Source organism: Oceanobacillus locisalsi (genome assembly GCF_042675985.1).
Classification (GTDB): Bacteria; Bacillota; Bacilli; order Bacillales; family Amphibacillaceae; genus Oceanobacillus; species Oceanobacillus locisalsi.
Map to the genome: position 1 here is coordinate 46,313 of NZ_JBHTKK010000007.1, position 24,112 is coordinate 70,424.

The window sequence follows — 24,112 nt, forward strand, 5'->3', positions numbered from 1 at the left end:
GTATTCCGGCTCTTTCTTTGTGTTCCTCGATGGTCTTAACCCGGGAACAAATGCATAAAGTTTTGATAAGCAAAGCCTCTTACCTGCTCCTCGGAGTAATGCTTTTGTAATTCATTCAGTAAATAAGCATATCCCGAGGCGTCCGTGACATGATCGATATAATGGCTTATCCCGTCAAAATCGGAACCAAAACCGATATTCTTTTCTCCGCCCAGCGCACAAATATGGTCAATATGTTTACAAAGATCCGCAACCGTTGCAGTTTCTGCATCTTGTTTCAAGAAAACAGGATAGAGCGCCAAATGAATAGGTGCCTTTTTAGCAATCAACGCTTGCAGCTGATTATCATATAAGTTCCTCGGATGGTCACAGATTGCCCGGACATTGGAATGCGATGCAACAGGATAGGCAGCAAGTTCCATCACATCCCAGAAAGCTTTTACCGACAGATGGGACACATCCGTCAATACATCATTTGCATTATTTAGCCGGACAACTTCTTTCCCCAGCCGGGTAAGCCCTGCTCCCCGGGGTTCCTCTGCGCCGTCTGCACAAAGGTTGGCAGGATTCCATGTCAACCCGACAGACTTCACTCCCATCTGATAGAGTGTCCGGAGTTTTTCGATATCATTGCCGATGGCTTCGGCTCCTTCTAACGTCAGTACGGCACCAATTTCTCCCGGAGCTAATGTGTGTATATCCTTCCAGTCCCGGATGAATGTTACATGCTCATTTTTAGCAATGATTTCTTCATGAAAGATAGCAGCCTGTTCCTGTGCGTGCTTCCATTGATCCGTCGCAGCAATTTTTTCCGGATTGACGAAAATCGCAAAAAATTGTACTTTCACATTTCCTGCTTCTAATCGCTGTAAATTGGTCTCTATCTCCGGCGCATGACGAAAATCAAGATTTCTATGCTGCAGTTTTGCTGTCTGCAGCTTTAATAACGCATCACAATGGGTATCAATCACCTTCATTTCAGGTCCCTCACTTACATGTATTGGTTATTATATTCTTTCTGTCTTAATTCCACACGGCGTATTTTCCCGGAGGATGTTTTCGGTAATTCAGAAACAAATTCTATTTTCCGCGGATATTTGTATGGTGCAATCTCGTTCTTTACACAACGCTGCAACTTCCCGACTACATCATCATTACCGATAATATTATCTTGTAAGATGACAAATGCTTTTACAACATTTCCTCTTACTGGATCCGGACTGGCAACGACCGCACATTCTTTCACATCCGGATGTTTAACAAGGGTATCTTCCACTTCAAATGGTCCAATCGTATAGCCGGAACTGATAATAATATCATCACTTCGGCCTTCAAACCAGAAGTAACCATCTGCATCCATGCTTGCCTGGTCTCCGGTAATATAATAATTGCCGCGATGTTTTCGTTTCGTTTTTTCTTCGTCTTTATAATAACCTTTATATAACGCTGCAGTATCAAGCGGAATTGCAATATCTCCTACTTCGCCGGTTTTTGTCAGTTCCCCGTCTTCATCAATGATAACCACTTCATTTCCTGGAGTCGGTTTTCCCATAGAACCGGGCCGTACTTCCATCCCTTTTAAGAAACCGAGCAACAATGTACTTTCTGTCTGGCCATAGCCATCGCGGACTGTCACATCAAAATGTTCTCTGAATTTATCAATAACCTCCCGATTTAAAGGTTCTCCAGCAGATACTGTACTATGCAGTGCTCGCAAATCATAATCACTTAAATTCGGTAGTTTTGCCATTAAACGGTACTCTGTCGGTGTACAGCAGAGCACATTCACCTGATGGTTTTCCAAGAGTTCCAGATACTTGGCTGCATCAAATCTGCCCGCATAAACAAATGCTGTGGCACCTGTTCCCATAATTGATAAAAAGGGACTCCACACCCATTTTTGCCATCCTGGCGCAGCTGTTGCCCAAACTGTATCACCTTCCTGAATACTCAGCCAATAACGCGGCGCTGTCGACATATGTGCAAATCCCCAGCCATGAGAGTGGATAACAGCCTTCGGATTACCGGTGGTCCCGGATGTATAAGATAAAAAGGCAATATCATCTCTGGACGTTTCTACTGCTTCCAATTCTTCCGATGCTTGTGCCTTTTCTTTATCAATTGAAATCCAATCTGGTGCTTCCTCTCCTACACTGAATTTGGTAAGCTGCTCATATTCCACAACATGTTTAAATTCCTCAGCATACGCTGCTGTCGCTACAATTGCATCAATTTCACCGTGAGAAATACGGAACTGCAAATCTTTCGTCCGCAGCATTTCAGAGCTTGGAACCACAACCACCCCCGCTTTTAAAGCGGCAATATATATTTCATATGTCTCTATACAGCGCGGCAGCATAATCATTATTTTGTCTCCGCTTTTTAAACCATGACGAAACAATATATTTCCAACCTTGTTAGCATTCTTCATCAAGTTGGCATACGTGATTTCTTTTATATCTCCATTTTGCTCTTCTAAAATAACTGCTTTTCTTCCTTCATCCGTCGCATATTTTTCAAACTCTGCAGTAATATTATATTGTTTCGGCGCAATTAAATCTGATCTTTCCATGCTATTCCTCCTCCAATTAGTACCACGTACTATATGTTACTCATTATAGCAAGAAATAAGAACAACTTCAAAAGGATTGAAATTTTCAGATAGTATAAAAAACATTATCTGCGTTCAGACAGCTCTTTTTATATAAATTAAAGTAAAGATTTTGCCTTCTGGCTTTCGCTCTGGAAAATCACTACGCTGATTATAGCATTGAACAGCAGGATCAATGATTGATTATGTTGGATAAATTAAAAAGGCAGATTTAATAATTCTACTTATATACTCAACTTACGCACTTTAAAAGTAACTTCCTTTCCATAAGAACAAAGGTAAGGTGTAAGGCTACCGCTGCGGCGGACCGTTTTGCTAGTGGGGGATTCTATGCATGAAATAGATGAACAAATAAAAGTCAGATCAGGCAGAACACATTCTTTCGTGGTGCATGGTAAAAATGTTCAGTAATTAGTCCTTTCTGTGTCTTTTCAAGTTAGCTAAAGCCATCCCCCATGACAGACCAAGAACACAACGTGCTGGGGGCTGCCAATGCTGTCAGTTTAATAAATTTTATAAAAATAATATTCGATACAAATAAATAGTGTTAAAACTAACTAGTGGAGGAAAAATACGGAGACTCCTATGGGAAAGCGCAGTGGGAAGACCCCGCAGGAAAAAAGTGAACTTCTTTTTTTCGAGGAGGCTGAGCGCAAGCCCATGGAAAGCGTAGTGTTTTTCCGTAGCGGAAGCTATACACCATACCATGTTCATCTTGAACAACACGGTTTATATATTTATTCTTAAATGCGTAAGTTGAGTTAAAATTATATTATCTTTGAAATAATAGTGTATGATTAGAATCAAATGGGAATAGTATCAAGAAGGAGTGTCGATGATGTCCAAATTTAATGAAAAAGATGTTGATAAAGCTTATGATGAAGAAACCAAAAAAATAAATAAACAATTAAATAAAGACATTATTTTTGCAATGATTGGTGATATTAACACCGGCAAATCATCCACCATTAATCGGCTTATCGGGGATGAAGTCGCAAAGGTCGGTGCACGTCCGGGAGAAACTGCCGGTATTGATAAATATGTTTATCGTGACAAAATTATTTTTGCAGATACACCCGGCCTGGACGATATTAACCAGACCAATTCGGAGGAAACCTATCGTTTTTACCGGGAAGCAGATGTCATATTATTTTTCTTAAATGCTGCTGGAACCGTCTTCTCAGAGGGCGAAAGAAAATCCTTTGAAACCATCCGAAAAGAAAATAAACAAATTGTTTTTGTTTTAAATAAAATCGATGCAGCAGACGATATTCCTGCTCTTGTTCAATATGTGAAGAAGCATACGTCAAAGCATTATCCTGTTATTCCGATTTCATCCCGGACCGGAGAAAATATTGATCAGTTACGAAATGAGATTTTAGAAATTCTGAAAAAAAAAGAAAAGGAAGTGCAATTCGCAAGGTTGATTAAAGAAAAATCTTCCACAGCAAACAAATGGATTTTAGCAGCTTCCGGATCGGCATCCGCTGTCGGAGCAGCACCTCTGCCCGGATCTGACTTTATTCCGTTGACAGGAATTCAAGTTGGTTTAATGGTTAAATTGGCAACCCTATATGAAAAACCTTTAACCAAAAAGAAAGCAAAAGAACTGACGATTGCCACCATTACCGGCAATATTGGCAAAACCATTTTCCGGCAAGTCTCCAAATTTGTTCCCGGTGCAGGTTCTGTTATCGGCGGCAGTGTTGCTGGAGGAATGACCCTGGCAATGGGATATGCTGTAAAATACGCTTATGAAAATAACATGGACTTGAATGCGGAAACGTTAAGATCGTTATACAGCTATTTTTATAAAAAAGGTAAGCAAGAGGAAGAGAAAGAATAAAGGAACGCTCCACGCAGCAGGTTTTTAATGTCAGACGCACTATGATAAACCTATTTGGATTGGAGTATGCTTATGACGGTAAGACAGAGGAATTATTTAGATGCTTCCATCGTCACCGCCTTGTTTATACTAATTATATTATTTGTTGATGCAATACCAACAGGGGGCACCTTGGTTATATTAGGGTTTAACGTTGCTCTAAGTCTTTCTATTTTTGAATTAAAGTTATTATATAAGAAGAATAAAGAAAAAGAAGAGGATGGGAACGATTCATATTGATTCTATGAAATAATCGCTCTCGTCCTCTTTTGTAATGCTGCTTTTCACCTTTTGAATTCGTCTTTTAAAATAGAATACATTTTAATATCCTCTTGGTTCCCTTTTCTATTCATCGACTTTCTCAATGTCCCTTCATAGGTCATCCCTGTTTTTCCATTAACTTATAGGAAGCTTCATTTTCCGGATGGCATCTGGCAAATATTCTTTCCAGCTTCAATGCTTCAAAACCAAAACGAACAACTTCCTGAACAGCTTCTGTGCCAATCCCTTTGCGCCAATATTCTCTGGAAAGCGCATAAGCAAGCTCTGCAGTATAATGTTTTTGATTCCAGGCTAAATCAATGGTGCCGATGACACGAGGCTTATCCTTCCAGACAATAACCCACGTTCCTCCTGTATGACGCTTATTACTTGCTGAAAGGAACTCAATAAAGCCTTCCGTATCTGCAAGTGTTTGATGCGCTCCCCAGGTCAGATATTTTGTTAAAGTGGAATCAGAAGCATAATCAAAAATATCGTGTAAATCTGTTGTCTCTACATTTCTTAAAATGAGCCGTTTTGTTTCTAATACAGGAAATGGAATAAATGGATTATTGCCCACTGCTTCTCCCCCTCTTTTATGTAAAAATTAAATCCATTATACCCAAAAACGAGAGCGTTTCCAAGTCCCTATGCTATGTGTGAAACAAATACTAAAATGAATAATGCAGAGAAGTTTTCTCTGGAAGCATATTGGAAGACAGCTGGCCAGATTTTTTGTCAAAATCTGGCCCATAGTCTTCTATAATTGTTATATCCTCTGCTTATGCATTTCTTTCCCATCATAGGTATACATCGTTTCTTTCCCTTCAATCATTGTTTCTAAATGAACCGTTCTTCCCCACAGTTGATAAATATACGGTAAAACATGCTCCAGATATTTAATATCGAGCTCAATTCCTTCAAAACCATGACGCAAATAAAGTTCGCCATTCCGAAGATAGTCGCCATTTTCTACGGTAATATACGGAAAACCGCCGTTTACACGCTGAGAGACTAGCTGATCGCGCACTTCTACATAATCCTTTTCTGTAATCCGGTAGTCTCTGCCTTTCTTCTCGAAAAGGTACATATCCTCTTTTGCGACCAATTCCTTTGTTAAATAATTGCGGATAAAGGAAATATCCGATTCCATCTCCCTAACTTCAAAGATTTTATCTCTTCCTTTATTCGGTTTATTGCCATTTCGTATCATTTCTTCCGTCGGATTATTATAACGCTCTTCAATATCTTCAAAGATTTTGATTCCTAAATAATACGGATTTATGGATGTCCGGGACGGCTGTACGACACCAGCGTTCAATTTTGCATATTCCAATGTTTCAGAGGAGGTTAGATCTAATTCCCGCATAATGCGCTGATGCCAATAGGAAGCCCAGCCTTCATTCATGACTTTCGTCTCTAACTGCGGCCAGAAATAAAGCATTTCCTCGCGCATCATTGTTAATATATCCCGCTGCCAATCCTCGAGCTCTCTGCTGTATGCTTCAATAAATAATAATAAATCCTTTTCTGGAGAAGGAGGAATTTTCTTTTGTCTTTTTACCTTTTTCGTCTGCGAACGTTTCCCGCGTTGGTCTAGACTCCATAGGTCATCATACTCTCCGCGTTTTTGATAATTATCCTCTACTGCCATGTCTTCCTCTGCTTTTGGAGGAAGTTTGAACCGGACAATAGAGGGGTCAATATGCTCCTGTATCGATAAAATCGCATCTAAAAAGCTCTCCACCTCTTCTTTGCCATGCACCATTTCATAATGAGAAATACGCTCCGCCGTTGCTGTCATACTCTCCACCATATCCTTGCGCGTGTTCGCAAAACGGATATTATTCTTAAAGAAATCACAGTGCGCCAGAACGTGCGCAATAATCAGTTTGTTTTGAATAAGGCTGTTCGTATTTAATAAAAAAGCATAGCAAGGATCGGAATTAATCACCAGCTCATAAATCTGGCTTAATCCTAAATCATATTGCAGTTTCATCTTATGGAATTGCTTTCCAAAGCTCCAATGAGTAAAACGCGTCGGCATCCCGTATGCGCCAAATGTATAAATAATATCGGCCGGACAAACTTCATAGCGCATCGGATAAAAATCCAGGCCGAATCCTTTGGCTACCTCCGTAATTTCCTCGATAGCTTTTGTTAACTCCTTTGTTTCATTCAAGTCGATTCCCCCTTTAATCAGCTACTACTAGTCTATGTCCCCTGTATAAAATCTTGCTATTCCTAACAAAAACAGCCCAAAGAGAAGCATGATTCATTCTTTGAGCTGTTTTGTTTTGTGGTATTGAACCATTTTATGCTTTACACATGTTCTGCTGTCTTTTGAAAAAAGCTTTTCATCGCGTGATAGACATCTGCTTTTTCTTTTAATACATAGTGCTTAAATTTCGGGTGTTCGATTGTTTTATAGGCATTCATTAGTGTGGAATAACGGTTATAGCCATTGACTTCTCCGTAACCGAACATATTGGATTTCTCCATCAGCTGATGGACTAACTCCATGCATGTCTTGTTATCTGAGCTAATATTCTCTCCGTCTGAAAAATGAAAAGGATAAATATTATAGCGAGACGGGGGATATTTTTCTTCAATGACCTCCAGTGCCTTATAATAAGCGGATGAACAAATGGTTCCGCCGCTCTCCCCTTTGGAGAAAAAGGCTTCTTCTGTCACTACTTTTGCCTCTGTATGGTGGGCAATAAATTCAAATTCAACACTTTCATATTTGGTTTTCAAAAACCGGTTCATCCAGAAAAAGAAACTGCGGGCAATATACTTTTCAAACGCCCCCATTGATGCACTCGTATCCATCATTGCCAGGACAACGGCTTTGGAATCATGCCGGATGACTTCATTCCATGTTTTGAAACGCAAATCATCATTATAAATCGGTGTGATTTGTGCTTTCCCATCCCGCGCATTTCGCTTTAATGCCGTTAAGATCGTCCGCTTCTTATCTACATTTCCCATTAATCCTTTTTTACGCACATCATTAAATTCGACTTTTTCCGTAATAATCTCTGATTTTTCTTTTTCCTGTAAATTCGGAAGCTCTAATTCTCGGAATAATGCGTCTTCTATTTCTGCAATGGACACTTCTGATTCATAATAATCCTGACCCGGCTTATCTCCAGCCTTCTTTCCATTCCCGGCCTGCTGTCCATCGCCGCTTCCTGGTGCACGTGCAACCACATCTCCCACTTCCGATTCTCCATTTCCCTGCCCGACATGCTTTGATTTTTCATAGTTATACCTTATTTTATATTCATCCAGGGAACGTATCGGAATTTTTACGACATCCTTGCCATTGGACATAATGATGTTTTCTTCACTGACAAGGTCAGGCAGGTTTTTCTTAATGGCATCTTTTATTTTCTCATTATGGCGCTGTTGATCCTGATAACCTTTTCGATGGAGAGACCAGTTTTCTTGGGAGACGACGAAATTATGCTCTTGCTCATTGGACACTCAAATCCTCTCCTTATATTTTAATTGTTTCCAATCATCAATTTACGGTACAAACAGTTTTAGAAACATGCTTTATCTATTGTATGCAAGAGGGGATAAGTTATTGCAGACGGATTAAAAGAATTTGAGGTTTTTAGAAAGGCTATTTATCAGGAAAGTTAAAAAGTGGCATCCATATTATTCTGGATACCACTTTCTTTATTCGAAGGGACACGCAGCCTTATCGGTTCAATAGACTACCCACATAACGAAGCAGTTCATTCGCGGACACGGAATTATAACCATGTTCATCAATGAGACGGGCAATTACCTCGTTAATTTTCTTCAGCTGCGATTCATTCGGTGTTTTGGAAGATGTTGTGATTTTAACAACGTCTTTCAAATCAGCAAATAGTTTCTTTTGAATCGCTTCCCGCAAACGCTCATGGGATTGATAATCAAATCGTTTACCTTTCCGCGCATAAGCAGATAAGCGGATTAGAATTTCTTCGCGGAAACCTTTTTTCGCGTTTTCCGAGATGCCAATCTGTTCCTCAATCGAACGCATCAATTTTTCATCCGGGTTCATTTCCTCGCCGGTAAGCGGATCGCGTAATTTATTCTGATTACAATAAGCTTCCACATTATCAAGATAGTTATCCATCAGTGTCTTGGCTGATTCTTCATACGAATAAACAAATGCTTTTTGCACTTCTTTTTTCGCAATTTCATCATATTCTTTCCGGGCGATCGAAATATAATTTAAATAGGTCTCCAGATCATCCTTGGAAATCGACGGATGCTGATGCAACCCTTCCTTCAGAGAACGTAATACATCCAATGCATTAATAGAAGGAATTTCTTTACGGATGATGGTAGAGGAAATACGGTTGATGACGTAACGCGGATCGATGCCCGCCATCCCCTCATCCGTATACTCATTTAATAAATCTTCCATATCAATCTGATTATATCCTTCTACACTTTCTCCATCATAGAGCCGCATCTTTTTAACGACATCGATGCCTTGTTTTTTCGATTCTTTCAATCTGGTTAAAATAGAGAATATCGCCGCTGCCCTTAACGCATGGGGCGCTACATGCACATCCGCAATATCACTTTCCTGAATCATCTTCTTATAGATTCGTTCCTCTTCACTAACCTTCAAATTATACGGAATCGGCATTACAATCATACGCGAATGAAGTGCTTCATTCTTTTTATTGGCAATAAATGATTTATATTCCGATTCGTTCGTGTGAGCTATTATCATTTCATCAGCGGAAATGAGCGCAAACCTTCCCGCTTTAAAATTCCCTTCCTGCGTGAGTGAAAGCAGGTGCCATAAGAATTTCTCATCACTTTTTAGAATCTCCTGAAACTCCATCATGCCGCGATTTGCTTTATTTAATTCGCCGTCAAACCGGTAAGCGCGCGGATCAGATTCGGAGCCGAATTCAGCAATTGTTGAAAAATCAATACTTCCCGTTAAATCGGCAATATCCTGTGATTTGGGGTCAGATGGACTGAAGGTGCCAATCCCTACCCTTTTATCTTCAGAGAAAAAGATTCGCTGTATCTTAACATCTTCAACCCGGCCGCCATACTCTTTTTCTAAACGCATCGTATTCAGCGGCGATAAGCTGCCTTCAATTCGAATGCCACATTCATGATAAAAGTCTTCCCGCAGATGCTGCGGTATTAAATGTAAGGGGTCTTCATGCATCGGACAGCCTTTTATCGCATACACAGCCCCTTCATCTGTGCGGGAATACTGCTCCAGGCCGCGCTTCAGTAAACTCACAATTGTAGACTTCCCACCGCTGACAGGTCCCATTAACAGTAAAATTCGTTTTCTGACATCCAGCCTTCTTGCTGCCGGATGAAAATATTCTTCTACCAAACTTTGAATAGCTGATTCCAGACCAAAAATAGCTGACCCAAAAAATTCATACATTTTGTTATTATCTTTCTCCGTGACCCCTGCACTCTTGATCATATTATATACTCGGGAATGTGCAGTCTGTGCAATTGTCGGGTTTTCTTTTACCAGCTCTAAGTATTCCGCAAAGGTACCTTCCCATCCCAGCTGTTTTTCAGTTTCTCTATCATTTTTTACTTTATTTAAAATATCCATCGCAGGCTCCCTCCATCTTACAACGATTTCTATATCCTATGCAGGGAAAAGTTAAAACATGCTCTGCAGAAATATTTCCGTAAATCATTCTATTTGATTCCAGAAGCCCACCAATATCTGTAAATGAAAACTTTCAATCAAGAACAATATCATTATATGTATCGAAATCATATCTCTCCCCATCGATGATGGTATATTGTGTATGACCGCGCTCTATTATCCAGACCATTACCTCCTGTTCATCTGTTTGCGCCGCAATCACATGTATATCCTGTTCCGCCGATAAGCCAATGGATTCTAAATAATTATCCTGCAGTTCCCTGTCATGAATAAGCGTAATATTCATCATATGTACACCATGCATGTTGCGAACATCTTCTGCTAATTCATTGGTTAATTCTTCAATTTGATATGCTTCCAAATACGCTTCTGAAAAATAAGAAGCAGTGTTTTCTTCTTCCTCCATAAGGGCAGCTTCATACATATCGTTCACTACCTGGACACTGTTTGGACTTAAACAGCCTGCCAAAAACAAAGGAACACTCATGGCAATTAGCAGTATTAAGTGTTTCATCATATTATCTCCTCATCTATAATCTACCCCGATTGTAAGCGATTTTCATATGATTGTGAAGAATAACAATAGAAGAAACAAATTTACTATCAGTCAAGGCCGATAGTTGAATCCAGGCATGTATTCCAGCATAATGGAGACAAATGATAAAGGAGAAATGAGGGATTAGATGGTATCGGATAAAAGTATTTTATTTTTCGATATTGATGGGACACTGCTGACAGAGGAAGAAAGAACATTGCCTGCATCCACCAAAAAGGCTATTTTTCAATTAAAGGAGCTCGGACATGAAGTAGCTATCGCGACAGGCCGGGCAAAATTTTTATTTGACGATTTACGGGAAGAATTAGGCATTGACACGTACATATGTTATAACGGGCAATATGTTGTGTTCCGAGGGGAAGTCATCCATGCAAATACTTTTCAACCGGAAGCGCTGGAGGAATTAACAGCATTTGCTTTACATAACAATCACCCTGTTGTTTATATGAATGACAAAAAAATGACAACCAATGTACCGAATGACCATCCTTATATCAAGGAGAGCATTGCAACGTTAAAGGTAGATGCTTATCCAACGCAAGAGCAAGATTTTGTAAAACATAATAAAATCTACCAAGGACTTCTTTTCAACACAGAAGGCGAAGAGGAAATATATCAACAAACGTTTCCCGATTTTGATTTTATCCGCTGGCATTCAAAATCTTTAGACATTCTTCCGAAAGGGGTCTCAAAGGCCCTTGGTATCAAAAAGCTGCTGGAATATCTTGACTTTCCTGCAGAAAGACAATATGCGTTCGGAGACGCTTTAAACGACATGGAAATGATTCAAATGATTCCAAACAGTGTCGCTATGGGAAATGCACTGCCTGAGATTAAGGAAGCAGCCTCCTATGTGACGAAAGATGTAAGCGATGATGGGATTTTATATAGTCTGCAACAATTTGGTTTACTGCCGGAAGATTCCTGATCCGCTTTAAATGAAACTTCATTCCTTTTAGAAAGAAGCATTCTTTCTCCAATGGAATGAAGTTTTTTATTCCCTCACAACCTATTTTCTTTTAACTGCGTTTTTGGAAACCTTCTTTTTCTCTCCGTCATATTTACCCTTTCTTGCGAATATTCTCTTATTACTGTGAAAAAAACACCTAAGGGAGGATATGAAATGACAGATAACCATGACCGGCAGCCGGAAGAGAATAAAAAAACGAAACAAATGCAGCAATTTTATAGAGATAACGAAGGGAAACCGATGACAACCGACGAATCGGTCACCATTTCAAATGATGAGAATACGCTTAGCGCTGGTGATCGCGGACCACAGTTATTAGAGGATTTTGTTTACCGCGAAAAATTGTCTCACTTTGACCGGGAACGCATTCCTGAGAGAAACGTCCATGCACGCGGTTATGGTGCCCACGGGATTTTCGAATGCTATGCATCTCAATCCGATTTAACTGAAGCACATTTCTTACAAGAAGCAGGAAGAAAAACACCAGTATTCGTCCGTTTTTCACAAGTTGCTGGATCAAGAGGCGCAAATGAAACATTACGGGATGTGCGCGGGTTTGCTACAAAATTTTATACAGAAGAAGGAAACTTTGATTTAGTCGGCAATAATATTCCGATCTTTTTTATACAAGATGGGATTAAATTTCCTGATTTAATTCATGCGCTAAAACCCGAACCTAATAATGAAATTCCTCAAGGACAGACAGCCCATGATACGTTCTGGGATTTTATCGGCAGTAATGAAGAATCCGCCGCGATGATGATGTGGATTATGTCCGACCGTACGATTCCGCGCAGTTTTCGGATGATACAGGGCTTTGGCGTGCATACCTTCCGTCTTGTAAATAGAGAAGGTGTCTCGCATTTTTGTAAATTTCATTGGCGGCCGACCTTGGGAATGCATTCTCTTATTTGGGATGAAGCTCAAAAAATAGGCGGCGCCGATCCGGATTTTCACCGCCGGGATCTATGGGAGAATATTGAAAAAGGATATTTTGCGGAATATGAACTTGGTATTCAAGTTATCCGCGAAGATCAGGAGTTTGATTTTGATTTTGATATTTTAGACTCCACCAAGTTGTGGCCAGAAGAACTGGTGCCTCTTAAAAAAATTGGAAAAATGACCTTAAATAAGAATGTCGAGAATGTGTTTGCAGAGACAGAACAGGTCGCGCTGCATCCAGGGAATATTGTCCGCGGCATTGATTTTACAAATGACCCGCTGCTGCAGGGGCGATTGTTCTCGTATGCAGATACACAATTTTACCGAGTAGGTACGAATTTTAAGCAGCTCCCGATTAATTGCCCGATCCATACAGCGCATAATAACCAACGTGATGGTGCAGCACGTTACGTCATTGATAAAGGCCAGGTCGCTTATCATCAAAACTACTTAGCAAATAACACACCTTATCCTGTTCCGGGGGATAAAGGCGGATTTGTTACCTACCCATCTCTGGTAGAAGGAAGAAAAGTGCGGCAGACAGCACCTAGTTTTGAAGACCATTTTTCTCAAGGACGGCTTTTCTGGAACAGCATGAGTGAGGTGGAAAAAAGCCATATCCTGCAGGCATTCAGTTTTGAGCTTGGAAAAGTGAAAACGCCAGCAGTTCGTGAACGTGTGATTCGTTTGATTGCTCATATCAGCAGACCGCTGGCTGTTTCTGTCGCAGAACAAGTTGGTGTACCTGCACCGCCGGAAGATATTCCAGAATCCGAAGTAACCGCGTCTTCTCCAGCATTAAGTATGCAGAATACGACTTTTACCACAAAGACGTTGAAATTGGGTGTCATTATTGATGAAGGGTATGACAGCAATGCATTGAATGATGCCAGAGAAGCCTGGAAGAAGGCAGAACTGGAACCTGTATTTATCAGCAGACACTTAGGTGACTTGACTGGTACAGCCGGGGATACGATATCCGTTGACCAAAGTTTTCTAACAGGATCCCCAGTACTTTATGATGGATTATTTGTGATAGGCGGCCCTTATGCTAAAAGAGATTTTCAATTTATGAGTAATCAATTTATTATTGAGCAATTTAATCATTACCGTCCAATCGGAGGATACGGTAAAGGTGCGGAATGGATAAAAGAAATACATCTCGATCACCGCCCCGGCGTCTTTGTTACCGAATCGCCCAGTCCGGCATTTAATCAAGCATTTATCGAAGGAATGGCAAAACAGCGTTTTTGGGATCGGTAAAAAAAATTAAAAAATGCGCCGTGCTGCTATGTTTCAGTACGGCGCATTTTTTCAGGAGTTGATTAAAAGGACGCACATCATAATCTGCGAATGCAATAAGACGCGCTTTTGAAAATATCAATCATATGTCGTCTGGATTCGAACCAGAACGGCTATTTTCATTCATTCCGTCGATCTGTTTCATTTCTTCATCCGTTAATTCAAAATCAAAAATATCCGCATTGGAAATGATCCGTTCCGGTGTAATGGATTTTGGAATTGTAATTACATCATGCTGTATATCCCACCGAAGAATAACCTGTGCAACATTTTTCCCGTATTTTTCCCCAATCGAAACAAGGGTTGGATGATCTAATAATTGTCCTCGTTTTAACGGGGACCAGGCTTCCAGATAAATACCTTGATTTTCGCAAAATGCCCGCAAACCAACTTGAGTTAAATGCGGATGAAATTCCACCTGATTAATTGCCGGAACTATTTCAGCTTCCGGTAAAAGCCGTTCCAGGTGCTGTACATGAAAATTACTGACTCCGATAGCGCGGACGCGGCCGTCATGATACAGTTTTTCTAATGCTTTCCACGTGTCTATAAACGTGTCTTTTACCGGCCAGTGAATCAGATACAGATCCAAATAATCCGTACCTAATTTTTCAAGACTGTTTTCAAATGCTTCTAAGGTAGATTGATAGCCCTGCTCATCATTCCAAACCTTTGATGTTAGAAAAATATCCTTTCTTGGTACGCCAGATTCTTTGATTCCTTGCCCGACACTGACTTCATTTTGATAAAAAGAAGCTGTATCAATACTGCGATAGCCATGTTCTAATGCAATTCTTACCGCATCTACTGCCGTTTGCCCTTCTTCTACTTTATAGACACCAAGCCCAAATTTCGGCATATCGACACCGTTATTCAATGTTACCGTATCTCGCAAATGTGTACTCATCTCAGACAACCTTCCTTTCCAATCTTTTCTATCATCATATAACAACTAATCGTGGAAAAGAAAGTGAAAGGGTTCTAGAGAAAAGCAATCATCAAAAACGCTGCCCGTCCCTGTTAACTAATCACATGATAAACATAAATACCGTTCACTAAATCACGCGCACACTCACCTGACAGACGTAAATATTCTAAATGAGCAAGCGTTTCTCCTACCGCAAACCGGGTATCATGAACAGCCAGCTTCTTCGGGAAAAGTTTTTCCATCGTCTCATAGACAGTTAATCCGGTTTTTAACATTTCTTTCAGGCTGCTTAACCGTTCTGCATGATGTGCCTCTATTTCCGAAATCCGCTTGGATGCATTCAGAAATGGATCGCCATGGGACGGGATCACCCATTCCACATCCAGTTTCTTTATCTTCTGTAAAGAATGCAGATAATTTTCCAGAGGATTAGGATTACCATGAAACCAATACGAAATATTTGGTGTAATCTTCGGAAGGATATGATCCGTTGACAAAAGGAGATTATTTTCCCGACTATAAAAAGTGACCAGGCCGTCAGAATGTCCTGGTGTATGGATAATCTCATAGGCATACTTCCCAAATTGCAGCGTTTCGCCTTCCTTTAAGATGTTTTCTACTTTGGGATAAGGTGTGACTAGCGGTGCAAATGCGGCTGTATTCTCCGCCAAAGCCTCGCTTATCTCCTCTGGAATACCCGCCCGGTGATAGTTTGCCTTTAATTTTTCTAAAAAAGGCTTCTCCCAAGCCTGCAGAGCCGCCTGTAAATCAATTTCAGGCATCCATACACGTGCGTTTGTCTTTTCCTGCAGTTTTCCTGCATAGCCGAAATGGTCCGGATGATAGTGAGACACAATAATATCTGTAACCCGCTTCCCTGCCAATTCGTTTTCCCATACTTTCGCGGTAGCTTCATTATGCAATCCTGCATCTAAAATCTTATAGCCGTCCGCTTCCTCTGCGATAAAACAATTGACATGATTTAGGCGAAATGGCAATGCTAATGTGATACATTTTATTCCTAACTTATCGAACATAGGCGTCACTTCTTTCTTAACAATCATCTTCCTTTAAATTCAGGTTTTCTTTTCTCAAAAAATGCCTGAATGCCTTCTTTGTTATCCTCAGATTGCAGCAATAAGGTCTGAATTGCTGTTTCCTGTAAATCATTTGTCCCGCTGCTCCATTCATCCGCGCGGTTAACCATATGCTTGACAAATGTATTGGCAAGCGGCGGTCCATCTACAATAAAGGCAGCATAGTTCATCGCCGCTTCTACCACATCTTCCTCTGTAACTTGATTGACCATACCGCGGTGATACGCTTCTTCCGCTGTTATCGGCCTTCCAGAAGAAATCCATTCCTTCACAACCGCTTCAGGCAGATTATCTGTTAATTCCTTCAACAGCCCTAAGTCCGGGATAATCCCAACATTGGTAAAACTGCAGATGAAAGCAGCATCTTTTTTGGCTACCACAAAATCTGCTGCAACAGCAATACTGAATCCTGCTCCTGCGGCAAATCCATGTACGGCGCTGATCACATATTTATCAAGCTCCCGTATCGTTTGAATAACCGCTAATGCCTGTTTCATATATGCCATTATTTTCGCACTATTATCTAATGTATGAAGTACTTCCAAATCGCCGCCTGCAGAAAAAATTTTTCCCTCTCCGCTGATAATAACAGCCTTTACTTCCGGGTCTTTTTCTGCCTCTTTCAACGCATCTACAAAGTCATTCACCATGTCTACCGACAGAGCATTGCGCTTTTCCGGACGATTCATCGCGATGAAAGCAATGGCATCTTTCTTTTCATATGTTACAGCATCTGTTTTCATTTTCTCTCCCCCATATCAGGTTAACTGATGTACCTTTTTCGCTTGATTATATGCTGTTTTTAACTCAGTAACTGCTTCCTGCACCGTCTGTGTTTTCGTTGTTCCGCCGACACCTTGGCCGGCGCCCCAAATATCTTTCCATGCCTTAGCTGAGGAGTCAGACAGTTTTTCAAAATCAAGCCCGGTCTTTTCTGGCAGATTTTTTGGATCAAGTCCAGCTTTGACTATACTCGGAATCAAGTAATTCGCTGGTATGCCGCTAAAAGCAGGTGTATAGATAATATCAGCAGCTGCAGATTGTATAATCGATTCCTGATAGGCTGCACTTGCTCCACTTTCCTTTGTGGCAATAAAATGGGTACCGATATAAGCAAAATCAGCCCCTAACATTTCGGCAGCCAATACCTGTTCTCCCTTTGTAATCGACCCTGCCAGCACAACTGGTCCATCAAAAAAGCTGCGTACTTCCTCCATAAAAGCAAATGGGTTTAACGTTCCCGCATGGCCTCCAGCCCCGCTTGCTACTAAAATTAAACCGTCACTGCCCTTTTCCAATGCTTTTTTAGCAAATGTCACATCCACCACATCGGATAAAACAAGCCCGCCATAGTTATGGACCACATTTACAACTGGCGACGGGTCTCCTAATGACGTGATTACCAGCGGCGGCTGATGTTTCTCTATTAACGACAAATCTTCATAAAACCGCTTATTAGAAGAATGACTGATAAAATTCACTCCCCAAGGAGCGATGTTGGCATGAGGATCTGCTTCTCTCTTTTCTAACAGTCGCGCATTAATTTCCGCCATCCAGCTGTCTAAAATATCTGTTGTACGTGCATTCAAAGCCGGGAATGTTCCAATAATCCCTGCTTCACATGCCCCGACCACCATGTTGGGATTGGAAATTAAAAACATCGGAGCCATGATAACAGGCAGCTCCATCCTTTTCTTTATATCTGTCAGTTGCATTTGATCAGCTCCTTTTAAATAAGAAAACACAGCAGCGCCACCCATATCGCTTCTCTTTCAAACCGTGGTGTTGTAAATGGACGCTTTCTGTTATCAAAGCATTGTTATATTGTCACGATGGATCAGATATGGCAAGCATCTCTTTCACTTGATCCCGTAAGGCACGTTTTAAAAATTTCCCCACCGATGTTTTTGGAATTTCTTCCATAAACAAAATACGATCTGGCATCCAGTACTTAGCAAATTGCGGTGCTAAAAACTGTTTCACGTCTTCTTCAGTCAATGTTTCTTTTTCTTTTAATACAACACATGCTACAGGACGCTCCTGCCATTTCGGATCGGGAACAGCGATAACAGATGCTTCAAATATGGCCTCATGAGCCATTAGCGCATTTTCTATATCGACAGAAGAAATCCACTCCCCGCCGCTTTTAATCATATCCTTGGTCCGGTCAACAATTTTAACGGACCCTTCTTCATCAATATTGACCACGTCCCCTGTGTGCAGCCAGCCGTCCCGGAACGATTCATTGCTGCGGTCATCTTTATAATAGGAATCCGCAATCCAAGGTCCTTTCACGAGCAATTCTCCGATGGTTTCTCCATCATATGGAATATCCCCGCTCTCATTGATGCCTTTAATTTCAATTCCTGGAACAACCATGCCCTGCCTCGAACGCAATTCTAACCGTTCTTCTTCATCCAGCTCCTGCTGATAGCTTTTTAGTCGGGCTAACGTGACAATCGGAGAAGTTTCTGTCATACCATATGCATGAATAAAAGGAATATGATATGTTGATTCGAAGGTGCGAATCATCTCTTTTGGAGCAGCTGAACCGCCGCAAAGAATATAACGCAGGCTGCTTGTGTCATAATCTCCCTGCTCCAAAGCCTGCAAAAAGCCTAGCCAAATCGTCGGCACTCCTGCTGCCATCGTAACCTGGTACGTTTCGATTAATTCAGCTAAAATTTGCGGCGTCGGCATTGGGCCCGGCAATACCTGTGTTGTTCCAAACCATAAAGCGGCAAATGGCATTCCCCAGGCATTTACATGGAACATAGGGACGATAGGCATCGCAATATCTTCCTCTGATAAACCAACTGTGTCCTTTAACCCAAGGGCTAAACTATGTAAATAAATCCCGCGGTGTGAATAAGCAACTCCCTTTGGTCTCCCAGTTGTTCCAGAGGTATAGCATAAACCGGCGATATCATTTTCATCAATTGCTTCATCGAGCTTTGTATGCGGATCTGCTTCTTCCAGCAGTGATTCATAGGAAGTAACATTTGTTAAGCTGGTTTCAGGCAGCTCTTTTTTATCCGTCAGCACAATGATATTTTCGACATGTGTCATTTGATCTTTCACACGCTCAATCAATGGAAATAAGTCTTCATCTACCAGCAATACTTTATCCTCTGCATGGTTGATAATATAAGCTAAATCATCCGGTGAAACACGGATATTAATCGTGTGCAATACTGCCCCTATTGTCGGAATAGCAAAATAAGCCTCCAGATGGCGATGGTGATTCCAAGCTATCGTACCGACTTTATCTCCTTTTTCCACGCCTAAACGTTTTAAAACGCCTGCCAGCCTGCGGATTCGTTCGGTTATCTTCCTGTACGAAATCGTTTGAACACCGCCCAATGTACGTGAAATAACAGTTTTATCCGTAAAATAATTCTCTGCATGTTTCACCATTGTCGTTAAATTTAACTGCGTTTGCATCATGTTAAAGCTCCTCCCTATCCTTATGTCAATCGTTCCATAACTGCGCCTTTAGTAATGCCTGACCTTTCACGTATGTCTATTGACGAAAAACTTTTTGCTTTCATCCTATGCAAATGGATCATGAATGAATAATCATTCATTTTATGCCGGTAAAAATCTCCTGTGCTATACTAGTTGTAAGGTCACTTATTGGTTGCATCTCATCTTCTTTACATCGTTATTTAAAACAAGCATTTCATTCAGAAGGATTACCATTATTTATTTTTAAGTAAACGCTTTCAATATTGATTTTATGTTTTTCGAAAATGAATGTCAAGTACGAAAAATTTTCAAACAGGGGTTCAATCAGAAAAATATATGCTTCCCCATATAAAAAGACGACGCTACAATTTATCAGAAACTATAGCGTCGTTGTCATGAGAGACTTTTGAACATTCTCAGATATAATAGTATCTCAACTTTCTTACTTTAAAAAGTAACTTCCTTACCATAGGAACAAAGGTAAAGTGTAAGGCGACCGCTGCGGCGGACCGTTTTGCTTTCCTAGGGGCACGCTCTTCAGCTAACTTTTGCCAAGAAGAACGCTTGGCAAAAGTGGATCTTCAGATAGTGCTGATCCCTCAGGAGTCAAAACGGTCCGCCTCCGCTAGTAATATCTTCTATACATGAAATAGCTGAACAAATAAAAGTAAGTCAGACAGAACAAATTTTTCGTGGTGCGTGGTAAAAATAATCAGCAATCATTCCTTTCTATGCATGAAAGCTATGCTCGATATGAACGATCCATGCTGTCATGCAGCTGAAACACCAGAATGATGGTTTATTTAGGCTGAAGCCGTCCCCATGAAAAGCGGAGGGCTTGGCCGGAGCGGTTGCTATACACCCTATCCTGTTCAAAAAATAGAAGGACGCTTTAACGGAGAGCAAGCATGATAATAGGAATCATGTTTATCCTTGAACAGCAAGGGTTATATGCTTATTCTTAAGCGCGAAATTTGGGATAGTAACATTACATCTGATGAATTACTTCTTTCACCAGCTTCACAAATTTACTGCGGGACTGGGCAGCTACTTCGATCACTTCGTCATGACTCAGCGGCTGGTCTAAAATTCCGCTTGCCATATTTGTCAGACAGGAGATTCCTAATACTTTTAATCCGCCGTGCACGGCAACTAGTGCTTCTGGAACAGTAGACATTCCGGCTGCATCCCCGCCGAGTACCCGAATCATGCGGATTTCTGCTGGTGTTTCATAAGCGGGGCCGCTCCACCAGGCATACACGCCTTCTTGTAAGTTTATATTGTTTTCTTCGGCAATATTTTTAGCTACATCACGCAGTTCTCGGTTGTATATCTCCGAAGAATCCGGAAAACGCGTTCCCAAGTCATCATTATTTGGACCAATTAATGGGTTTCTTCCGACTAAATTAATATGATCGGAAATCAACATTAAATCGCCCGGGTTGAACTCCTTATTTACTGCCCCGGCGGCATTGGTAATAATCAGTTTCTCCGCTCCAAGCGCCTGAATCACACGTACTGGAAAAGTAACCTCATCCAGGGAATACCCTTCATAATAATGATAACGTCCCTTCATCGCTACAATTTGCTTCCCGTTTAATGTACCGATAACGAGCTGATTAGCATGTCCGATCGCAGCTGATTTTGTAAAATGCGGAATATCTTGATATGGAATAGTAACGGCATCTTCCAATTCATCTGCCAGTCCGCCCAAGCCGGATCCGAGAATTAAACCAATTTCTGGTGCTATTTCTGTTTTTCCTTGTATATATTCTTTTGCTTCTTTGATTTGACTTGTCTGATGCATTTAAAATTCCTCCCTCAAATGATAATAACAATAGTAAGCGATTGATTGAAAGGTGTCAATTGGATAAAGGGAAGCTTTATTCAATGGGGTTCTTCCACTTCAACGGAATAAGAGAAGAATAAAGACTCCATTCGCGAGGTCATGGACTGAAACTGCGATAGACCTATCCGCTATGCCTTCCATCTATATCCGGCAATATGGAATTCGTATTTTACAGACTGCTGGATTCAACATATAATAGATTCAATTATCTATTATTATATAACACGAGGAGATGCTAAAATGCTGGAGTTAACATATGATATTGTAGGTTCATTTTTACGCCCGGAAGAAATCAAAACTGCCCGCAAGAAATATTTTAATGGAGATATTGATTTACAAGCACTGCGGTCTGTAGAAGATCAGGCCATTTCCGATTTGGTGGAAAAGGAAGTGGCACACGGTCTCCAATTCGTTACAGACGGAGAATTCCGACGCAGATGGTGGCATCTTGACTGGCTAAAGGAATTTGACGGCTTTACCACTAAGCATTTTGACAAAGTGATGAACGGTGTGACGAATCAGATTGAATTAGGATGTATTGAAGGAAAAATTTCTTACGATAAAGACAAGAAGCATCCAGAGATAGAAGCCTGGGATTATCTACATAGCCTTGCTAAAAAATATGATGGTATAGAAGCAAAGAAATCTATCTCCGGTCCAAATATGATTCTCGTCGACCATTTTCTGCAGCTTGGCATCAAAGAAACACCTTACTATGGAAACGATATCGATGCGGTTATTGAAGATATTGGAACTGCCTACCAAGCTGCCATCCAGGATTTATATGACCATGGATGCCGCTACTTACAAATTGATGATACCTCATGGACATATATGATTGATGACACATTCAATGAAAAAGTATCCGCGCTCGGCTACACAAAAGAAGAAATTCTGGAATGGTTCAGCAAGGTTTCCACAAAAGCGCTGGCACACAAACCGGAAGGAATGACAATTGCCACTCATTTTTGCAAAGGGAATTTCAAGGGAAACCCGCTTTTTTCCGGATTCTATGATTCGGTTGCAGAAGTTATCAGCAAGATTCCTTATGATGGTTTCTTTGTGGAATATGATGATGCTCGTTCCGGTTCCTTTGAACCATGGAAAGTATTAAAAAATACAAACGCCACCTTCGTGGTTGGGCTGATCTCCACTAAAAATCCGGTTCTGGAAACACGGGAAGCCATAAAAAAAAGGTATCTGGAAGCCAAATCAGTAGTAGGAGATAATATTGCACTCTCTCCACAATGCGGTTTCGCTTCGGTGGAAGAAGGAAACTCCATTGATGAGGAAGTGCAGTGGAAAAAGATTGACCTGCTGGTTTCCTGCAAGGATTTCTTGTAAAAAATGAAAAGGGTGCTTCGCAATGATTTATTTCGTTGCGAAGCACCCTTTTCAATGTCTATTCCTTAAATTCCAGCATTTTATTTTTCAAGTCCTCTTCCATGCCAATCAATTCTTTTTCTGCGTCCTGACGTTTCTTGCGGCCGTCTGATTGAATTTGTAAGGTTTCTTCAATTGTTGACATTAATTTTTCCTGTGTCTGCTTCAATGTCTCAATATCCACAAGACCGCGTTCATTTTCTTTTGCCGTTTCCACACTATTTTCTTGCAGCATATCAGCATTTTTTAATAATAAATCATTGGTCGTCTGCGATACTTGTTTTTGGGCTTCCATCGCATGACGTTGTCTTAATAATGTTAAGGCAATAGCGACTTGGTTTTTCCACAACGGAATTGCTGTTAACACAGACGATTGAATTTTTTCGACAAGTGCCTGGTTCGTATTTTGAATCAGACGGATCTGCGGCGCACTTTGCAGCGTTATCTGACGGCTTAAGCGGAGATCATGCGTCCGTTTTTCAAGCCGGTCGACAAATTGCAGCATATCATTTACTTCCTGCACGTCCATCTGGCTTCCGCTTGCTTCTGCTTTTTGACGCAGCTGCGGTATAATTTCATTATGAATTTCTTCTGCTTTCAATTCACCAGCTGCAATATAAATATTTAAAGCGTCATAGTAATCACGGTTTGTTTCGAATAATTTATCAAGCATCTCGTTGTCCGATAAGAGTAAATCTTTATTCCGGTCCAAACGGACGCTAATACGGTCAATCTGGGAACTTGTCTTTTGATAGCGGGACAAAAGTTCATTGACGGATTTCTGCAATTTCCCGAATAAACGAGAGAAAAACCCTGTCTTCTCTTCCTGCAATTCAGAAGGGTCGACATCCTCCAATTTTTTCATCAGTTCACTCAAAATAGAACCGATTTGGCTGACATCCTGTGATTGAACATGCTCTAACATTTCATGGGAAAATTGATGCAGCTTCCCTTGTGCTTCCACACCGTATTTCGTTAAAGACTGCTGGTTAGTTGTATCAATCTGCACTGCTAATTGTTCCGCTTTTTTACGTTGTTCGCTGGAAAGTCTGTCAATAAGCCTTGTCGTTTCCGCGCTTTCTTCCACACTTTGATCTGACGTATTGGCAGCAACTTCTTTTCTTTCCCCAAACGGATCATTTAATAAATCATTTATGGAATCATTGGAATGGTCTTTTGCAGTCATGTAGAATCC

Annotated in this window: 19 protein-coding genes; 5 read left to right on the plus strand and 14 right to left on the minus strand. The window is 40.8% G+C overall.

Annotated features, from left to right (window positions below; genetic code table 11):
• Positions 1-35: 35 nt before the first annotated feature.
• Together ACFQ19_RS07785 and mbcS are read right to left on the minus strand one after the other, a co-directional pair.
• Positions 36-977 (minus strand): dipeptidase, encoded by a 942-nt coding sequence (locus ACFQ19_RS07785; RefSeq protein ID WP_379591515.1) that lies wholly within the window; start codon positions 975-977, stop codon positions 36-38.
• A gap of 14 nt (positions 978-991) precedes the next feature.
• Positions 992-2,572 carry an acyl-CoA synthetase MbcS gene (mbcS, locus tag ACFQ19_RS07790; protein WP_379591516.1) on the minus strand — a complete coding sequence of 527 codons (1,581 nt, stop codon included), beginning with the start codon at positions 2,570-2,572 and terminating at the stop codon, positions 992-994.
• A gap of 877 nt (positions 2,573-3,449) precedes the next feature.
• Here mbcS and ACFQ19_RS07795 point away from each other — a divergent pair.
• Both ACFQ19_RS07795 and ACFQ19_RS07800 read left to right on the plus strand, forming a co-directional pair.
• Positions 3,450-4,457, plus strand: a complete 1,008-nt coding sequence (locus tag ACFQ19_RS07795; protein ID WP_379591517.1) for a YcjF family protein — start codon at positions 3,450-3,452, stop codon at positions 4,455-4,457.
• Between the two features lie 72 nt (positions 4,458-4,529).
• Entirely contained in the window at positions 4,530-4,736 is a 207-nt protein-coding gene (locus ACFQ19_RS07800; RefSeq protein ID WP_379591518.1) for a hypothetical protein, read from the plus strand.
• Positions 4,737-4,875: 139 nt separating this feature from the next.
• Here the strand turns inward: ACFQ19_RS07800 and ACFQ19_RS07805 are convergent, their stop codons facing one another.
• The 5 genes from ACFQ19_RS07805 to ACFQ19_RS07825 all read right to left on the minus strand — a co-directional run bounded on the left by ACFQ19_RS07805 (position 4,876) and on the right by ACFQ19_RS07825 (position 10,936).
• Complete coding sequence (locus tag ACFQ19_RS07805) at positions 4,876-5,337, minus strand: GNAT family N-acetyltransferase (RefSeq protein WP_379591519.1); 462 nt, start codon at positions 5,335-5,337, stop codon at positions 4,876-4,878.
• 189 nt (positions 5,338-5,526) lie between these two features.
• Complete coding sequence (locus ACFQ19_RS07810; RefSeq protein WP_379591584.1) at positions 5,527-6,945, minus strand: SpoVR family protein; 1,419 nt, start codon at positions 6,943-6,945, stop codon at positions 5,527-5,529.
• A gap of 134 nt (positions 6,946-7,079) precedes the next feature.
• Positions 7,080-8,246 (minus strand): sporulation protein YhbH, encoded by a 1,167-nt coding sequence (yhbH, locus tag ACFQ19_RS07815; protein ID WP_379591520.1) that lies wholly within the window; start codon positions 8,244-8,246, stop codon positions 7,080-7,082.
• A gap of 220 nt (positions 8,247-8,466) precedes the next feature.
• Complete coding sequence (locus ACFQ19_RS07820) at positions 8,467-10,362, minus strand: PrkA family serine protein kinase (protein ID WP_379591521.1); 1,896 nt, start codon at positions 10,360-10,362, stop codon at positions 8,467-8,469.
• 133 nt (positions 10,363-10,495) lie between these two features.
• Positions 10,496-10,936, minus strand: coding sequence for a hypothetical protein (locus tag ACFQ19_RS07825; protein WP_379591522.1), 441 nt, complete (start codon positions 10,934-10,936; stop codon positions 10,496-10,498).
• A gap of 169 nt (positions 10,937-11,105) precedes the next feature.
• On the opposite strand from ACFQ19_RS07825, the gene ACFQ19_RS07830 reads away from it, so the two are divergent.
• A complete protein-coding gene (locus tag ACFQ19_RS07830; protein WP_379591523.1) occupies positions 11,106-11,906 on the plus strand; it encodes a Cof-type HAD-IIB family hydrolase in 801 nt (266 codons plus the stop codon).
• 195 nt (positions 11,907-12,101) lie between these two features.
• Positions 12,102-14,153, plus strand: coding sequence for a catalase (locus ACFQ19_RS07835; RefSeq protein WP_379591524.1), 2,052 nt, complete (start codon positions 12,102-12,104; stop codon positions 14,151-14,153).
• A 121-nt stretch (positions 14,154-14,274) separates the two neighbouring features.
• On the opposite strand, the gene ACFQ19_RS07840 is transcribed toward ACFQ19_RS07835, so the two are convergent.
• The 6 genes from ACFQ19_RS07840 to ACFQ19_RS07865 all read right to left on the minus strand — a co-directional run bounded on the left by ACFQ19_RS07840 (position 14,275) and on the right by ACFQ19_RS07865 (position 21,492).
• Positions 14,275-15,099 carry an aldo/keto reductase gene (locus tag ACFQ19_RS07840; protein ID WP_379591525.1) on the minus strand — a complete coding sequence of 275 codons (825 nt, stop codon included), beginning with the start codon at positions 15,097-15,099 and terminating at the stop codon, positions 14,275-14,277.
• Between the two features lie 113 nt (positions 15,100-15,212).
• Complete coding sequence (locus ACFQ19_RS07845) at positions 15,213-16,184, minus strand: MBL fold metallo-hydrolase (RefSeq protein WP_379591526.1); 972 nt, start codon at positions 16,182-16,184, stop codon at positions 15,213-15,215.
• Positions 16,181-16,960 carry an enoyl-CoA hydratase/isomerase family protein gene (locus ACFQ19_RS07850; RefSeq protein ID WP_379591527.1) on the minus strand — a complete coding sequence of 260 codons (780 nt, stop codon included), beginning with the start codon at positions 16,958-16,960 and terminating at the stop codon, positions 16,181-16,183. The genes ACFQ19_RS07845 and ACFQ19_RS07850 overlap by 4 nt, the downstream gene beginning before the upstream one ends.
• Before the next feature lie 15 nt (positions 16,961-16,975).
• Entirely contained in the window at positions 16,976-17,932 is a 957-nt protein-coding gene (locus ACFQ19_RS07855) for an NAD(P)H-dependent flavin oxidoreductase (protein WP_379591528.1), read from the minus strand.
• A 112-nt stretch (positions 17,933-18,044) separates the two neighbouring features.
• Positions 18,045-19,664 (minus strand): long-chain fatty acid--CoA ligase, encoded by a 1,620-nt coding sequence (locus ACFQ19_RS07860; RefSeq protein ID WP_379591529.1) that lies wholly within the window; start codon positions 19,662-19,664, stop codon positions 18,045-18,047.
• Between the two features lie 1,009 nt (positions 19,665-20,673).
• On the minus strand, positions 20,674-21,492 hold the full coding sequence (locus ACFQ19_RS07865) for a purine-nucleoside phosphorylase (RefSeq protein ID WP_379591530.1): 819 nt from the start codon (positions 21,490-21,492) through the stop codon (positions 20,674-20,676).
• A gap of 282 nt (positions 21,493-21,774) precedes the next feature.
• Here ACFQ19_RS07865 and ACFQ19_RS07870 point away from each other — a divergent pair, with 282 nt between their 5' ends.
• Positions 21,775-22,878, plus strand: coding sequence for a 5-methyltetrahydropteroyltriglutamate--homocysteine S-methyltransferase (locus ACFQ19_RS07870; protein ID WP_379591531.1), 1,104 nt, complete (start codon positions 21,775-21,777; stop codon positions 22,876-22,878).
• A gap of 58 nt (positions 22,879-22,936) precedes the next feature.
• On the opposite strand, the gene ACFQ19_RS07875 is transcribed toward ACFQ19_RS07870, so the two are convergent.
• The gene (locus ACFQ19_RS07875) at positions 22,937-24,103 is read right to left on the minus strand and encodes a toxic anion resistance protein (protein ID WP_379591532.1); all 1,167 of its coding nucleotides are present in this window, start codon (positions 24,101-24,103) and stop codon (positions 22,937-22,939) included.
• Between the last annotated feature and the right edge of the window lie 9 nt (positions 24,104-24,112).

Excerpts from the sequence above, each read along its gene's own strand:
- ACFQ19_RS07865 (WP_379591530.1), bottom strand. The coding sequence starts at position 21,492 with ATGCATCAGACAAGTCAAATCAAAGAAGCAAAAGAATATATACAAGGA.
- ACFQ19_RS07860 (WP_379591529.1), bottom strand. The coding sequence starts at position 19,664 with ATGATGCAAACGCAGTTAAATTTAACGACAATGGTGAAACATGCAGAG.
- ACFQ19_RS07855 (WP_379591528.1), bottom strand. The coding sequence starts at position 17,932 with ATGCAACTGACAGATATAAAGAAAAGGATGGAGCTGCCTGTTATCATG.
- ACFQ19_RS07795 (WP_379591517.1), top strand. The coding sequence starts at position 3,450 with ATGTCCAAATTTAATGAAAAAGATGTTGATAAAGCTTATGATGAAGAA.
- ACFQ19_RS07870 (WP_379591531.1), top strand. The coding sequence starts at position 21,775 with ATGCTGGAGTTAACATATGATATTGTAGGTTCATTTTTACGCCCGGAA.
- ACFQ19_RS07850 (WP_379591527.1), bottom strand. The coding sequence starts at position 16,960 with ATGAAAACAGATGCTGTAACATATGAAAAGAAAGATGCCATTGCTTTC.
- ACFQ19_RS07800 (WP_379591518.1), top strand. The coding sequence starts at position 4,530 with ATGACGGTAAGACAGAGGAATTATTTAGATGCTTCCATCGTCACCGCC.
- ACFQ19_RS07845 (WP_379591526.1), bottom strand. The coding sequence starts at position 16,184 with ATGATTGTTAAGAAAGAAGTGACGCCTATGTTCGATAAGTTAGGAATA.
- ACFQ19_RS07825 (WP_379591522.1), bottom strand. The coding sequence starts at position 10,936 with ATGAAACACTTAATACTGCTAATTGCCATGAGTGTTCCTTTGTTTTTG.
- ACFQ19_RS07830 (WP_379591523.1), top strand. The coding sequence starts at position 11,106 with ATGGTATCGGATAAAAGTATTTTATTTTTCGATATTGATGGGACACTG.
- ACFQ19_RS07785 (WP_379591515.1), bottom strand. The coding sequence starts at position 977 with ATGAAGGTGATTGATACCCATTGTGATGCGTTATTAAAGCTGCAGACA.
- ACFQ19_RS07835 (WP_379591524.1), top strand. The coding sequence starts at position 12,102 with ATGACAGATAACCATGACCGGCAGCCGGAAGAGAATAAAAAAACGAAA.
- ACFQ19_RS07820 (WP_379591521.1), bottom strand. The coding sequence starts at position 10,362 with ATGGATATTTTAAATAAAGTAAAAAATGATAGAGAAACTGAAAAACAG.
- ACFQ19_RS07875 (WP_379591532.1), bottom strand. The coding sequence starts at position 24,103 with ATGACTGCAAAAGACCATTCCAATGATTCCATAAATGATTTATTAAAT.
- ACFQ19_RS07840 (WP_379591525.1), bottom strand. The coding sequence starts at position 15,099 with ATGAGTACACATTTGCGAGATACGGTAACATTGAATAACGGTGTCGAT.
- mbcS (WP_379591516.1), bottom strand. The coding sequence starts at position 2,572 with ATGGAAAGATCAGATTTAATTGCGCCGAAACAATATAATATTACTGCA.